General features: G+C 60.1%; 12 protein-coding genes. 5 read left to right on the forward strand and 7 right to left on the reverse strand.

All coding sequences use genetic code 11. The features are described 5' to 3' along the window. Position 1 precedes the first annotated feature (1 nt). Together HKK55_RS10400 and HKK55_RS10405 are read left to right on the forward strand one after the other, a co-directional pair. Positions 2 to 952, forward strand: coding sequence for an alpha-E domain-containing protein (locus HKK55_RS10400; RefSeq protein ID WP_169354579.1), 951 nt, complete (start codon positions 2 to 4; stop codon positions 950 to 952). A 225-nt stretch (positions 953 to 1,177) separates the two neighbouring features. Continuing rightward, complete coding sequence (locus tag HKK55_RS10405) at positions 1,178 to 1,606, forward strand: nuclear transport factor 2 family protein (protein WP_169354580.1); 429 nt, start codon at positions 1,178 to 1,180, stop codon at positions 1,604 to 1,606. A gap of 3 nt (positions 1,607 to 1,609) precedes the next feature. Here HKK55_RS10405 and msrA read toward each other — a convergent pair whose 3' ends face one another. From msrA to msrB, 3 genes are read right to left on the reverse strand one after another with little or no spacing between them, the layout of a single operon-like run. Continuing rightward, positions 1,610 to 2,305, reverse strand: a complete 696-nt coding sequence (gene msrA, locus HKK55_RS10410; RefSeq protein WP_169354581.1) for a peptide-methionine (S)-S-oxide reductase MsrA — start codon at positions 2,303 to 2,305, stop codon at positions 1,610 to 1,612. A 15-nt stretch (positions 2,306 to 2,320) separates the two neighbouring features. After that, a complete protein-coding gene (locus HKK55_RS10415; protein ID WP_169354582.1) occupies positions 2,321 to 4,063 on the reverse strand; it encodes a cytochrome c biogenesis protein DipZ in 1,743 nt (580 codons plus the stop codon). A 29-nt stretch (positions 4,064 to 4,092) separates the two neighbouring features. Further along, positions 4,093 to 4,605 (reverse strand): peptide-methionine (R)-S-oxide reductase MsrB, encoded by a 513-nt coding sequence (gene msrB, locus HKK55_RS10420; RefSeq protein ID WP_169354583.1) that lies wholly within the window; start codon positions 4,603 to 4,605, stop codon positions 4,093 to 4,095. 192 nt (positions 4,606 to 4,797) lie between these two features. On the opposite strand from msrB, the gene HKK55_RS10425 reads away from it, so the two are divergent. Together HKK55_RS10425 and HKK55_RS10430 are read left to right on the forward strand one after the other, a co-directional pair. After that, positions 4,798 to 5,508: a response regulator transcription factor gene (locus HKK55_RS10425; RefSeq protein ID WP_169354584.1), complete on the forward strand. Its 711-nt coding sequence runs from the start codon at positions 4,798 to 4,800 to the stop codon at positions 5,506 to 5,508. Continuing rightward, positions 5,505 to 7,001 (forward strand): HAMP domain-containing sensor histidine kinase, encoded by a 1,497-nt coding sequence (locus tag HKK55_RS10430; protein WP_237151338.1) that lies wholly within the window; start codon positions 5,505 to 5,507, stop codon positions 6,999 to 7,001. The genes HKK55_RS10425 and HKK55_RS10430 overlap by 4 nt, the downstream gene beginning before the upstream one ends. A 144-nt stretch (positions 7,002 to 7,145) precedes the next feature. Here the strand turns inward: HKK55_RS10430 and HKK55_RS10435 are convergent, their stop codons facing one another. Genes HKK55_RS10435 through HKK55_RS10445 form a run of 3 tightly spaced genes read right to left on the reverse strand, consistent with a single transcriptional unit; the run spans position 7,146 to position 12,103 of the window. Next, the gene (locus HKK55_RS10435) at positions 7,146 to 8,144 is read right to left on the reverse strand and encodes an alpha/beta fold hydrolase (protein WP_169354585.1); all 999 of its coding nucleotides are present in this window, start codon (positions 8,142 to 8,144) and stop codon (positions 7,146 to 7,148) included. A gap of 57 nt (positions 8,145 to 8,201) precedes the next feature. Continuing rightward, positions 8,202 to 10,457, reverse strand: coding sequence for an ATP-dependent DNA helicase (locus HKK55_RS10440; RefSeq protein ID WP_169354586.1), 2,256 nt, complete (start codon positions 10,455 to 10,457; stop codon positions 8,202 to 8,204). Continuing rightward, positions 10,454 to 12,103, reverse strand: coding sequence for a VRR-NUC domain-containing protein (locus tag HKK55_RS10445; RefSeq protein WP_169354587.1), 1,650 nt, complete (start codon positions 12,101 to 12,103; stop codon positions 10,454 to 10,456). Before HKK55_RS10445 ends, HKK55_RS10440 begins: the two co-directional genes overlap by 4 nt. A gap of 189 nt (positions 12,104 to 12,292) precedes the next feature. Between HKK55_RS10445 and HKK55_RS10450 the strand changes: the two genes are divergently transcribed. Beyond that, positions 12,293 to 12,517, forward strand: a complete 225-nt coding sequence (locus tag HKK55_RS10450; RefSeq protein WP_169354588.1) for a YgdI/YgdR family lipoprotein — start codon at positions 12,293 to 12,295, stop codon at positions 12,515 to 12,517. Positions 12,518 to 12,633: 116 nt separating this feature from the next. Here HKK55_RS10450 and HKK55_RS10455 read toward each other — a convergent pair whose 3' ends face one another. Continuing rightward, positions 12,634 to 14,481 carry a polyurethanase gene (locus HKK55_RS10455; RefSeq protein WP_169354589.1) on the reverse strand — a complete coding sequence of 616 codons (1,848 nt, stop codon included), beginning with the start codon at positions 14,479 to 14,481 and terminating at the stop codon, positions 12,634 to 12,636. Positions 14,482 to 14,531 lie beyond the last annotated feature (50 nt).

The raw sequence follows: 14,531 nt of genomic DNA on the forward strand, positions 1-14,531 counted from the left end.
TATGCTGAGTAGAACCGCCGCAGATTTGTATTGGATGTCCCGTTACCTGGAGCGCGCCGAGAACCTGGCGCGCATGCTGGAAGTCAGTTATTCGTTGTCGTTGATGCCCCAGGCCGGGCGCAGCGACGGGCTGGATGAACTGGCAATGTCGTTGCTCAGCAGCGGCACCCTAGAGAGTTACCTGGAGCGTCACCAGCAACTGGATGCCGAACGCATGTTGCACTTTTTCGCCCTGGACGAAGAAAACCCGGCCAGTATCTACAACTGCCTGCGTGCCGCCCGCGGCAACGCCCACGCGGTGCGCGGGCGCATCACCGCCGACATGTGGGAAAACCTCAACGCTACCTGGCTGGAAATGCGCAGCATCGCCGCCGGCGGCCTGGCGCGTCATGGCATCAGCCACTTCTGTGAGTGGGTCAAGGAGCGCTCGCACCTGTTCCGAGGCGCGACGTCCGGGACCATCATGCGCAACGATGCGTATCGTTTCATTCGCCTGGGGACGTTTGTTGAACGGGCCGACAACACCCTGCGCCTGCTGGATGCGCGGTACGAGATGTTTGGCGAGGAGTCTGAGGAAGTCAGTGATCTGTCGGCTCGCGGCTATTACCAGTGGAGCGCCCTGCTCCGCGCCTTGTCATCGTTCGAGGCCTACACCGAGCTTTATCCCAACGCGCTGAATGCCCGATCGGTGTCGGAGTTGCTGCTGTTGCGCAGCGATGTGCCGCGCTCGTTGCATGCCTGCATCGAGGAGTTGAGTCATATTCTTGCGGACTTGCCGGGCAGTTATGGGCGCACGGCGCAACGCCTGGCCGCTGAGTTCGAGGCGCGGCTGCGGTATACGGGGATTGATGAGATTCTGGAGGCCGGGCTGCATAGCCGGTTGACGGAGTTTATCGACACCGTGCGGGAGTTGGCGCAGGCGATTCACAGTTCGTATCTGGAAGTAATCTGACGTGTAGGAGCGGGCTTGTGTGGGAGCGGGCTTGCTCGCGAAGGCGGTGGGTCAGTTGATGCCTATTTGACTGACACTGCGCATTCGCGAGCAAGCCCGCTCCCACTTTGAACCGATGGTGCCTGGACTGTTTGTTCAAGGCATATAACTGTCAATTCGGATCATTGATCCCGCTTCGGTGCTGCTCTTATCTTGACCAGGTCCTCATAAGAACAGGAACAGACCATGTCCGAACTCAGCCTGAACCCCCACGCCGCCCACAGCCTGCAACGCTGGCACGCCATGCTGGCCAGCGCCGACCTCAGCGCCTTGCCCGAGCTGCTGGCACCCGACGCCGTGTTCCGCTCCCCCATGGCCCACACGCCCTACCCCGGCGCACCGGTGGTGGCGATGATCCTCAACACCGTGTTCAAGGTCTTCGAAGACTTCAAATACCACCGCGAACTGGCCACCGCCGATGGCCTCAGCGTCGTGCTGGAGTTCAGCGCTCGGGTCGGCGACAAACAGCTTAAGGGCATCGACCTGATCCGCTTCAACGAACAAGGGCAGATCATCGAGTTTGAGGTGATGATCCGCCCCTTGAGTGGGCTACAGGCTTTGGGCGAAGAGATGGGCCGACGCCTTGCGCCCTATCTGGCTAAAGCCAAAGGCTGAGGCCTACTGGTTTTTCACCAGTACCGGCTCGGCTCGATAGTGCTCGGGGAACAGTTTTTTCAACTGCGCCACTTTGGGCAAGTCGTTGATCACGATGTACGGGTAGGACGGATTCTCTGTGAGGAAGTCCTGATGGTAGGACTCCGCTGGGTAGAACGGTTTGTCCATCTCGATGCGGGTCACGATCGGTTTACCGAAAGCCTTGGTAGCGTCCAATTGGGCAATGTAAGCCTGGGCGACTGTCTGTTGTTCGGCATTCTGGGCAAAGATCGCCGAGCGATACTGGGTGCCGCTGTCCGGGCCCTGGCGATTGAGTTCCGTGGGGTTATGGGCCACCGAGAAGAAAATCTGCAGCAACTTGCCGTAGCTGACAGTGGCCGGGTCGTAGGTCACTGACACTGATTCGGCGTGCCCGGTGTTGCCCTCGCTGACGGTGTCGTATTGAGCCGTGGTGGCTGCGCCGCCGTCGTAGCCGGAGACGGCGTTTTTCACCCCTTGCACATGTTGAAACACCCCTTGTACGCCCCAGAAACAGCCACCGGCAAACACAGCAGTTTGCAAACCGCTTGAAGTCGCGGGCGTGTCCAGGGCGGGTGGCGCGATTACGACCGTGTCGTCGGCCGGGCCGAGGGAGAAGGCTGCGCATTGGCCAACAAAGACGGCGATGGCAAGCACAGGCAAGTACTTGAAAAATCTCATTATATTTTCTCCCAATCAACCGAAGGTGAAGGCATACGCCGACACCTGCGGATCAAAAAACTCGATGGTGAACGTCCGGTCCTTGATCGCCCCCGTTTGGCGTACCAACTGGTACAGGCGCTGATCCGTCACTGTACCGCTGCCATCGGGCGCTACATCTGTACCGTGAGCATCCCCCGGCGCCTGGCCGTCAACCGTGACCTTGAATCGCACGGGCTTGCCATCCGCACCCGGCCCCAGCACCAGGTGCAGGTCTCGGGCATGAAAGCGATACACAATCCGCCCTTGGGCGGCAGCCAACGTGGCTTGCTGGCCGCCGACGTTCCACTGGCCTTCCAGGGTCCAGTCATTGAGTGCCAGGTTGCCGGCCACCGGGTAATTCACCACCTTGTCGGTGGCCAACGTACCGGTGGTAACAAAGTGCTCGGCCCGCTGAAAGCCCAGGTAGGTTTCCGGCGACTGCACTTCGTTCATGTCTGGTGCCTGCTCGACACCCTTGGCATCGGCCTCGATCAAACCGCCGGCCACCTGGGTCGCCCCCGCTTCGCGTAGCAATTGCTGAATCACCCGCTCGGACTCGGCGTAATCACCCTCGCCAAAATGGTGGTAGCGAATCTGGCCCTTGGCATCGGCAAAATAGTGCGCCGGCCAGTATTGGTTGTTGAACGCGCGCCAGACCTTGTAGTTGTTGTCGATCGCCACCGGGTAGGTGATGCCCAAATCCTTCATGGCCTTCGTGACGTTGTTCACGTCCCGCTCAAAGGCGAATTCCGGCGCGTGTACGCCAATTACCACCAAGCCCTGATCACGGTATTTCTCGGCCCAAGCCTTCACATAAGGCAAGGAGCGCAGGCAGTTGATGCAGGAGTAAGTCCAGAAATCCACCAGCACCACTTTGCCTTTCAGTGCTTCGGCGGTCAGGGGTGGGGAGTTGAGCCACTGCACGGCGCCGTCCAGAGACGGCAGCGTGCCTTCTACCGGCAAGGTGTCGCTGTGGTTGGCGGCCATCATCATCGCCCCGCTCTTCTGCGCAGGCGGCGCGCTCAGTTGGTTAACCAGGCTTTGCTCCAGGCCACCAGTGGAAGCGGTCGATAACCGCGCCAGGATTCCGGTGTCCAGGCCCAGGGCAATTGCCGCTACACCCGCGAGCATCAGCGCACCCAAGCCACGGCGCAGCCATTCCCCCGCGCCCAGCGAGCGTTTCATCAGCCCAAAGACCTTACCGCCGACCAGCAACGCCAAAGCCAGGGAAGTCGCAGCCCCGGCGGCGTAGGCCAGCAAGAGCAAGGTAGTACCGATACTCGCGCCTTGCAGCGCGGCGCCCGTTAGCACCAAGCCCAGGATGGGACCGGCGCACGGTGCCCATAGCAGCCCGGTGGCCACGCCGATCAGAAACGAGGCGCCCGGCCGCGGCTTGGCGTCGGCCCCTGCGGCTTCCGACAGGCGACTGCCGGCGGCCACCAACGGCCGTGTCAGTCGTTCGGCCAGCCTTGGCAGCAGCAGCGTCAGCCCGAACAGTGCAACGAACAGCAACGCGAGCCAGCGCCCGTACTGATTGACTTGCACCACCCAACCGCCGCCCACCGCTGCCAGCGAGGCGACCACGGCGAAGGTCAGGGCCATCCCCGCTAACAGCGGCAAACCACTGCGCAAAAACGGCTGCCCGGTGCGAGCGAAGACAAAAGGCAGAACCGGCAGGATGCACGGGCTGACAATCGTCAGCACGCCGCCCAGGTAAGCGAGAACCAGAAGCCACATGGAATGGACCCTTATAGGAAGACATTGAATTAAGCCGCGACAAAGGTCATGGCCGCGCCGTTCATGCAATAGCGCAGGCCGGTGGGCCGTGGACCGTCATCGAACACGTGGCCCTGATGACCGCCGCAACGACGGCAGTAGATTTCGTTGCGCTGCATGCCAAAGGACGTGTCGCGATGGCTTGCGACTGCGTTGTCCAGCGGTTGCCAGAAACTTGGCCAGCCGGTGTGACTGTCGAATTTAGTGGCGGAGGAAAACAACGCCAGACCGCAGCCGGCACAGGCGAATGTACCGCTGCGGTGTTCCTCGTTCAGTGCGCTGCTGTAGGGCCGTTCGGTGCCCCTCTCCCGAAGGATTGCGTACTGCTCTGCCGTCAGCAGGGAGTGCCACTCGGCATCCGTATGGCTGACCTCGAAGCTTTCGGCCGCTTCAGCTTGCGAGATCAACGTACCCGCCGCGTTGATCTTCTGCAGCAAGCCACCCGCCAGCACCGCGACCCCAAGGCCACCGCCGGCCAGCAGCAACTGTCGACGTGAATACATGAGCTTCTCCTACTTCTTGGCCGATGGATAACCTGTGGCGGGGGGGCTTGCCCGCTCGCCACAACATCAGTGATGGTTAATCCTAGGCGCTGGCGGGTCGCGGAATCCTCACGCAGAGTTAAACAATTCGTGATAACTACACTGTTGCAAAACCCGCACAATGCGCGGACTGCCAACCGAAAGGCTTCTTCAATGGATCAGCCCAAACGCGTCCTCGTAGTCGAGGATGACGCCCATATCGCCGACCTGATTTGCCTGCACCTGCGGGACGAACAGTTCGAGGTCGTCCACAGCGCCGACGGCAACGAAGGCCTGCGCCTGCTGGAGCAAGGCGGCTGGGATGCCCTGATCCTTGACCTGATGTTACCCGGCGTCGATGGCCTGGAGATTTGCCGCCGCGCTCGGGCCATGACCCGCTACACACCGATCATCATCACCAGCGCCCGTTCCAGCGAACTGCACCGCATCCTCGGCCTGGAACTGGGGGCCGATGACTACCTGGCCAAACCGTTTTCCTTTCCGGAGCTGGTGGCGCGGGTCAAGGCGCTGTTGCGCCGTGTCGAAGCCATGGCCAGGAACCTGAAAATGGACGCCGGCAGCCTCGACCTCGGTTCATTGTTTATTAACCCGCTGACCCGCGACGCCAGCCTCAATGGCCAACGCCTGGACCTCACGCCTCGGGAGTTCGACCTGCTGTATTTCTTCGCCCGCCAACCCGGCAAAGTGTTCTCGCGCATGGACCTGCTCAATGCGGTGTGGGGCTACAGCCACGAGGGCTATGAACACACGGTCAATACCCACATCAACCGGCTGCGGGCCAAGGTCGAGACCGACCCGGCCAACCCGGCGCGCATCCTCACCGTGTGGGGCCGCGGCTATAAATTTGCCGAGCAGCCGCCATGAGATTGACCCTGACCCAACGGCTGTCCCTGGTATTTGCCCTGTTGCTGCTGATCTGCAGCGGCACCTCGGCCTGGCTGCAAGTGCGCTCCAACCGCATGCATGAGCTGGAAGTGGTGCAAGGCCTGTCCCGCGACCTGGCGACTCACATCGCTCGCGATACTCAACTGATGGACGCCGATGGCCTCAAGCCTGAGGCGGTGCGCAATCTGTTCAGCCAGTTGATGTTGGTCAACCCCAGTGTCGAGGTGTACTTGCTGGATATCGACGGGCGCGTCGTCGGCAACGCTGCCCCCAGCGGCCACCTGCGCCGGGAACAGGTCAACCTGGAGCCGATCCGCCGCCTCCTCAGTGGCGCCATGCTACCGATCCTCGGTGATGACCCGCGCAGTGTCGACGGCCTCAAGGTCTTCAGCGCCGCGCCGCTGCGAGTCAACGGCAAGCAGGCCGGTTATCTGTATGTGGTACTGCTGGGTGAGGCCCACGACCGGTTCGATGCCCGGGATGCCACGAGCCTGGCACTGAACATCGCCTTGTGGTCAATCGCGCTGGTGGCGTTGCTGTGCTTGCTCGCCGGGTTGACCGCTTTTGCCTGGATCACCCGGCCATTGCGCCAGTTGACCGAGAAAGTCGGTGAGTTTGATATCAACGGTGTACCGAAAACCTCAACCGCCGTGACACCAGCCGTGTCCAGCCAGGACGAAATCGCCGTGCTGGACCAGGCCTTCATCCAGATGGAAAACCGCCTGGGCGAACAATGGCGCGCCCTCACCCACCAGGACCAGGAACGTCGGGACATGGTGGCCAATATCTCCCATGACCTGCGTACGCCGTTGGCGTCCTTGCATGGCTACCTGGAAACGCTGTCCCTCAAGGATGCCAGCCTGAGTCCTGAGGAGCGTCGACGCTATTTGGGGATTGCCCTGGACCAGAGCCGCAAGGTCGGCGGCTTGGCCCAGTCATTGCTGGAACTGGTGCGGCTGGAACATGGTTTTGTGCAACCGGTGATTGAGGGGTTTTCGCTGCCTGACCTGGTGCAGGATATCTTCCAGAAGTTCGAATTGACTGCGCAGGCCCGCGGCATCGCCCTTATCGCCACCCTGCCGCCGGTGGTGCCTACGGTGTTTGCGGACTTGGGGCTGATTGAACGAGTACTGACCAATTTGCTGGATAACGCATTGCGGCATACGCCGGTCAATGGCGATATCGAGGTCATCCTGGCGCCCAAGGGTGATCGGGTCGAAGTGACCGTCAGCGACAGCGGGCCGGGAATTGATACCGAGTTGCGTGAGGGCTTGTTCCTGCGGGCGTTCACCATTGGTGGCGCCCGGCGGGATGGTGGGCTGGGATTGCGCATTGTGCATCGCATTCTGCAACTGCACGGGCAGGCTATCGGCTTGGTCGATCTGCCAGGACGCGGTGCAACGTTTATTTTTGACCTAAGAACCAGCCCTTTCAAGGTCGTTGAAAAAACAGTCGCATCAGGCTTGGGATGAAGATCTAACTGACGACGTGAAACCCCTGTGGGAGATGTCGAGCTTTAGCGAGGCTGCGATAGCGGTGGGTCAGGCAACATCAATGTTGGCTATGCCGACGTCATCGCAGCCTCGCTAAAGCTCGACAGCTTCCACCGTTGATCTTCACTGGCCTGAGCGGGGTATTTCAAGCGTATTTGGCTGCGTTCTCAAAGACCTTGAAAGGGCTGGACCTAAGAACCCAAGCAACAGCTCGTTGACCTTCGGCCCCTGCTCGTTCTGAATCCAGTGACCACAATTGGCCAGCACCGCCTGCTGTAGATTCGGTACCACCTCAGGCATACGCTTGAGCGTGTGAGCCTCAAATATGCCCACCGGGTCGCGGTCACCGATCAGAAACAAGGTCGGTTGTAGTACCTGTTTTCCCGCAAGACGCTCGGTGTGCTGCCAATTGCACTCAAAGTTGCGATACCAGTTCAGTGGCCCGCGAAAGCCACCGCCAGCAAGGGTTTTCACGTAAACATCCAGTTCCCGCTGACTGCACCACTGCGGCAGTGCTTGCGGCAGTGCAACGCCTTCGAGCAGCGTAGCGGTAGCCGGCTTTTGCTGCAGGAATACGTCCTGGTCCTGCATGAATAGCCGCAGGGTGCGCTCGATATCCGCGTCCAACTCTTGTTCCGCCACGCCGGGCTCCTGGAAGTACAGGATGTAGTTGAACCGGTCGGCATACAGCTGCCGCATGATCTCGATCACCGGCCGCTTGGCTCGTCCGGCATAAGGCACCGACATCGTGACCAGGGCGGTGATACGCGCAGGCTCCAGCAACGCCAGGTGCCAAGCCACCACAGCGCCCCAGTCGTGGCCGACCATGACCACATCACGATGCCCGAACAGGTCCATGGTGCTCTGGATATCGGCGCATAAGGTCAACAGCTCATAGTCGGCGATATCAGGCGGCGCGCTGCTCTGCCCATAACCGCGCATCTCAGGAACAAACACCCGATACCCGGCGGCCGCCAGTGCAGGAATCTGTTCTCGCCAGGAATGCCAGCACTCGGGGAAACCATGGAGCAGCCATACCGGACGGCCGCTCTCGGGGCCAGCGATGTACAGGCTTAGATCAATGCCGTTGACCGCCACTTGCTGGTGCTGGATTTCGCTCATCAATCGGCTCCTTACGTAGGTGCTCAAGGTTCAGCGTCGAGCGGGTGTGGCGTGGCCCTAGTCGATCGCCCACCAACGCGGCAACAGGTGCCTGACCCGCGACTCGCCGAAGCGATCGTCGATCAACATTAGCACCCCACGGTCATGTTGGCTGCGGATCACCCTGCCCGCCGCTTGCACGACTTTCTGGATGCCAGGGTAGAGATAGGTGTAGTCATAACCGCCACCGAAGATCGCACCCATGCGTAGCTTCATCTGCTCGTTGACCGGGTTCAGTTGTGGCAGGCCCAAGGTGGCGATAAAGGCGCCGATCAAGCGCGTGCCCGGTAAGTCGATACCTTCGCCAAACGCCCCGCCCAGTACTGCAAAGCCAATGCCTTGGCTGTGCTGGGTGAACTGATCGAGAAAGCCCTGGCGCTCGGTTTCACTCATGCCACGAGATTGTTGCCATAACGGTATGCGCGGATACCGCTCGGCCAGTAATTGAGCCACCTGTTGCAGGTAATCGAAGCTGCTGAAGAACGCCAGGTAATTGCCGGGCTGCTGCGAAAACTGTGCGGCAATCAGCTCGACTATCGGCGCCAGAGAGGCCTGGCGATGGACAAACCGGGTGGAAATCTGGTTGACGATGCGCACCTGCAATTGTTCGGCCTTGAACGGTGATTCAACGTCGATCCAGGCGGTATCCGCCGGTAGCCCGAGCAAGTCGGCGTAGTAATGCCGGGGGCTCAAGGTGGCGGAAAACAGCACGCTGCTACGGGCTGCCGTCAAGCGCGGACGAATAAATTCGGCAGGCACCACGTTGCGCAGGCACAGTTGAGAGGAACTGCGCTTGCCGCTGAGTTCGCGCTTACTGATGTCGAAGATGAAGTGTTCGTTGAACAGCTCCGCCACTTTGGAAAACTGCAAGGCTTCGAAGTAGAAGGTTTGCAATTCACCACTGAGGCTTTCGGGATGCTCGTTGAAATAGTCACCCATGGCGCTGGTACACAGGGCCAGGGCCTGCAGCAACTTGTCCGGTTTGTCAGGGTAGGCCTGGTAAGGCGCAATCTGCTCCTTGTGCAGGGCGTTCCATTCGCGGTTCAAGCGTTGCAGGGATTTCTTCAGCGCTTCGGGGGCTATATCGCGCAAGGTCTTGAGCGCGTACTGGTCGAGACCGGCGCTGTACATCGAGCGGCCACGCTCCACCAGGTTATGGGCTTCATCCACCAACACCGCGACTCGCCATTGGTTAAGCTGCGCCAGGCCAAACAGCATGGCGCCAAAATCGAAGTAGTAGTTGTAGTCGGCGACCACCATGTCGGCCCAGCGCGCCATTTCCTGACTCAGGTAATAAGGGCATACCTGATGCGCCAGGGCCACTTCCCGCAGGTTGCGCTGGTCGAGTAAACGTACCTTGGACGCGGCTTCCCGAGCGGCCGGAAGGCGATCATAAAAACCCTTGGCCAGCGGGCAGGAGTCGCCATGGCAGGCCTTGTCCAGGTGTTCGCAGGCTTTGTCCCGGGCTACCAGTTCAAGGACCCGCAGGGGAAGATCAGGGCGGCTGTCATATAAGACTTGCGATGCATCCAGCGCCAGCTTGCGGCCTGGGGTTTTCGCGGTGAGAAAAAACACCTTGTCCAGTTGTTGAGGGGCCAGGGCCTTGAGCATCGGGAAGATGGTGCCGACGGTCTTGCCGATACCGGTGGGCGCCTGGGCCATCAGGCAACGTCCGGTGCTGGCCGCCTTGTATACCGATTCGGCAAGGGAACGTTGGCCGCCGCGAAATTCGACATGGGGGAAAGCCAGGGCTTGAGCCGCTGTGTTGCGCGCTTCTCGTTGACGCATCTCCTGTTCAGCCCAGCCAAGAAACAGCGCGCACTGCTGGTTGAAGAACTGCTCCAGATCGCCGGCCTGAAAGCGGTGACTCAACAGGGTTTCCTGCTCGCCGACGATATCGAAGTACACCAACGCCAGGACAATCTCGGCAAGGCCCAGCTTCTGGCACATCAACCAGCCATAGACCTTGACCTGAGCCCAATGCAATTGTCGGTGATTGTCCGGTTGGGCATCGAGGTCGCCACGGTAGGTCTTTACCTCTTCAAGTTGGTTACGGTCCGGATCATAGCCGTCTGCCCTGCCCCTGACTTTCAGTTGCTGATACTCGCCCTCCAGCGCTACCTCGTTCTGGTAGTGAGCACTACGCCGTGAGGCCACCGTACGGTGGCCGACGATACCTTCCTGGGCACTGGGTGACGGGGTAAACCGCAGGTCAAGATCGCCGACTTTAGCCGTGAATTCGCACAGCGCACGCACCGCCACGGTGTAACTCAAGCCCCCTGCTCCGCCCAGCGTACGTAGCAGACCGTCACCGGCATCTGGTGCTCGCCGCAGAACTCCAGCCAGCGCAGTTGGTTGTCCTGCAAGCGATCGCCGGGGCCTTTGACTTCGATCATGCGGTAGGTCTTTTGCTCGGGCCAGAATTGGATCAGGTCCGGCATACCGGCGCGGTTGGCACGAATGTCCAGCAGCAGACGCTCAAACCAGTGACGCAGATGCTCGGCGGGCAGACAGTCGAGGGCCTGGTCGAGGAGTCCATCCGTCAACACGCTCCAGAACACAAACGGTGACTGAATACCCCATTTCTCGGCGTAGCGCTGGCGGATGGTGGTTTTATAGCGCTCGTCCTGCAGTTCATCCAGGCAGGCGCTGAACAGTTCGCTACGCCGCTGATGGAAGTCCTCACTGTGCAGATCCGCCGGGCCGCGCTGGAACGGGTGGAAGAACGACCCCGGCAACGGCGCGAAAATCGCCGGCCAGCACAACAGGCCAAACAGTGAATTGATCAGGCTGTTCTCGACGTAATGCACCGGCGCGTCGTGTTCACTCAAGTGCGCCTGGACGCAGTATTCCACCGATATAAGAGGCTCCGGGAACGGCAGTTCAAGGTCCAGACGCTGGGTTTCCCTAGCCTTGGGCTTGGGCTGTGCCGGCTCACCCAGCTTGCGCCTTAGCCTCGGCAAGACCCGTAACAGGTGTTGCTGTTCGGCGGCGCTTTCCGGTGCATGGTGGGCGGTGCATGCCAGCGTCAGTGCCTGGGAAAAGTCTTCCTGGCGTTCCAGAACCCGAATCAACCGTGCCCGCGCGCCCGGGTAGGTGCACCCTCGGTAAATACCTTCGGCCAGGGTCAGTTCGGCCATGCGCTCGCAATGCTGGCCGGCCTGGAACAACAGCTTGCCCCGGCGCTTTTCCAGCCAAGGGTTGTCGGTGTTCAAGGTCGCGATCTGCTCGAGCACGGCGCTCAGCGCCTCCCCAGCCTCAAAGGCCTGTTGGCATTGATGCAGGAACAGGAACCCCTGAATGTCGTCACGGCTACGCAACCCACGGGATTCGGCGCAGAACTCGACTTTTTCGTAGGTATAGATCCCCAGATCCGCGAGTACGAACTCCGACCAATCCTGGTACAGGTTGCCGAAAAATATCAGCCGCAGGCGGTCGCAGAGGTCCATGACCGTGAGGCTGTAGAGCGAGTCTTCAACCTGTGGGCACCACTGCTGGAAGCTGCGGCTTTCAGCGAACTGCGCCGCCAACTCGGGTAACCAATCGGTCTTCTTGCCCTTGGGTTGATCGATCCAGGGTTTGAACGCCGTCAGGACTTCGCCTTTTTGCAACAACGAGAACAGCTCTTCAAAAGGCAGCAGGCCGTGCTCATCCACCCAGCCCAGTTCCAGTAAGGGCACGACCGCCTCTTGCGTCGGACCGATTTCGTCATAATTGAGTTTGCTCGCCCGGAAATGCACCCCTTTGCGCATCACCATGCGCACCAGCAACGCCTGGGATGCTTGCGGCAACCTGTCAAATTGCTGAATGAAATGCTGTTCGTCACCGTCCAGCAAATCGGCGTAACGCTGCCCCAGCCAGTCGAGCACTTGCCGGAAGTTATGCAGATAATAGAAGGGATTTTCCAGGGGATCGGGCATTCAGGGCACTTGAACAAATACTGGTTATGCATACAGATTGCCGCCTCCCGTCGGCTGTTGCAATCGGTAATAGATCAGTGGCGCACGCAACTTTTTGCATAAAAGTGATCAGATGGTGGGCGATGGCGTAATATTTGTGGTCCTAAGTCGCTTCAGGCGTAGGATTTTTGAAGATTTAAGGTAAGGGTTATGAACATGAAGAGCTTGGGTCGACCACTGGTTGTGCTCACTTTCCTGGTATTGGCCGGTTGCTCGACGCAGACCGTCGTGACCTTGCAGAACGGTACCCAGTACCTGACCAAAGACACACCGAACGCCAAGACCGCCGATGGTTTCTACGAGTTCACCGACATCGCCGGCAAGCGTGTACGGGTCAAGGCTGCGGATGTAGCGACGGTTATCAAGGAAAAATAGTAACCCCAAATCTGTAGCCGCTGCCGAGGTACGAGGCTGCGATGCGGTCCGCAGGACCGCCCTCTGGGGCCGCTTCGCAGCCCATCGCAGCCTCATACTTCGGCAGCGGCTACAACTCAGCTAATGGCAATCCCGTCCGCCGACAGGCTGTTAAGCCCTACTCCCACCAGCGTCACCGAATCCCCACCGAAGCTAAGCACCGTATCGGCCCCCACTGCCGTGGCATGGTCGCGCACGTCATAGTGCCCACCCACGCCGTCCACACCCATGAACACCAGTTTATCCGTCGCCTGGTAACCGATGATCTTGTCCTGGCCAAACTGGCCGGTGAACAAGAAGGTATTCTTGCCGCCGCCCGCCTCCATCAGATCATTGCCGGCGCCGCCCACGAATACATCGTTACCCTTGCCGCCGATCAGGTGATCATTGCCATCCAGGCCGAACAACCAGTCACCGCCGGCATGCGCCTTGAGCACGTTGTCGCCTGCATCGCCCTTGACCGATGAGGCGTAGGCTGTGAGGTCCTTGCCCGCCAGCAGGCCTTTGTCGGTGACGCTATGGGTAACGTCCTTGTTGAAGAAAAACAGGTAGCTTTCCTTGCTCACCAGCGCACCGATGTCCTGGGTCATGCTGATGCCGCCGTGGCTGTCGCGGACGTACAGAGTCCCTGCGCCATCGTTGGCAACGTCGACGTTTTTCAGCGACTGCTGCAAGTCCAGAGTGTTGTGGCCCGAGCCACCAAGGATGATGTTGTAGCCGCCACTGTCGCGGAAGGTGTCATTGCCGGCGCGCCCTTCCAGGTAGTCGTTGCCACTGCCGCCTTGAATCAGGTCGGCGCCGTCGCTGCCGATGATAAAGGTGCTGCCTTTGTGGGCTTCGGCGTTGCGGTTGAGGTCCTGCACCCAGGTGTCGGCCTTCGCCGGATCCGACAGGTTGGCAACGATAATCGTCGAGTCCCGGGTGGTCAGGTCGTAGAACTTGGACTCCAGGATACGCGTCATGCCGTCGCCATAACCCGTCGGTAGATGCGTCACCCAGGTCGGGAGGTTGACGATAGAAAACGGCAGCACATTCCACAGTGCCGACGCGTAGTAATCGTTGAAGCTGACGATGTTATCGGCAGTCGATTCGTGGGGCGTGTCATGCACCCCCAGGGACGACAGGTTGAACGACGAGCCATCCAGGGCGCGGTACACCGGGTCCTGTTCATAGCCGACGTTCAGCACCTTGTCGCTGGGGCTTTGGGTCGGTGAAGCGTAAGCCAGGTAGTTGGCGTCCTTGTAGAACCCCGACCATTTATCGTTGCTCAGGTCGGCCATGCTATTGACGGCAATGCCCCCAAGGCTGTGGCCGCTGACGAGCACGTCCTTGCCTGTCAGGCCTTGGCTGCCGGCGTAGGCTGCGACGTCCTGGAGCAAGGTGCCGAAGGCTTCGCCCGAGTAGTTTTTCGCATAGTCCTTGGGCCCGAAGGCTGATAGCAGGTCGTTGACCAGGTCACCGATGGAGTCGGTGATCAGTGTCTCCCGTGGCCCCGATGTGCCGCGAAAGGCAATGCCGATTTCCAGCAACTTTCCGGCATCGTCGTATTTGCCCAGCACCTCCGCCTGCGCGGTGGTGTAGCCCGCTTTTTCGCCAAAGAACGTCCCGCGGGCGTCGACCTTGCCGTCATAGCCCAAGGTGCTGGCGCTGATGGGCGTCCAACCGGCCTTTTGCACCGCGTCGAGGGCGGCTTTTTCCGAATCGGGGTTCCAGGGAATTCCCGGAATTATGCCCTGGGAGTTGGTGCTGCCGATCAGCGCCTGCACCACGGTGGCTGGTAGTCCAAGGCCCAGGCCGTTGTGTTGATATCCAACGGCAAAGCCGTTGTCCAGGTTGTGGTAGGAATACAACGTGATCGCCATGGCATCGGCGAACAGTGCTTTGGAGTCCTCGGTCCCGAGGTTTTTGTAGTCATAGACACCCATGGTATTGCCTCTCTTTTGTTGGAATTTTCGAGAAAGCTAAAACTGGCAAA

Source organism: Pseudomonas sp. ADAK18, from assembly GCF_012935695.1.
Classification (GTDB): domain Bacteria; phylum Pseudomonadota; class Gammaproteobacteria; order Pseudomonadales; family Pseudomonadaceae; genus Aquipseudomonas.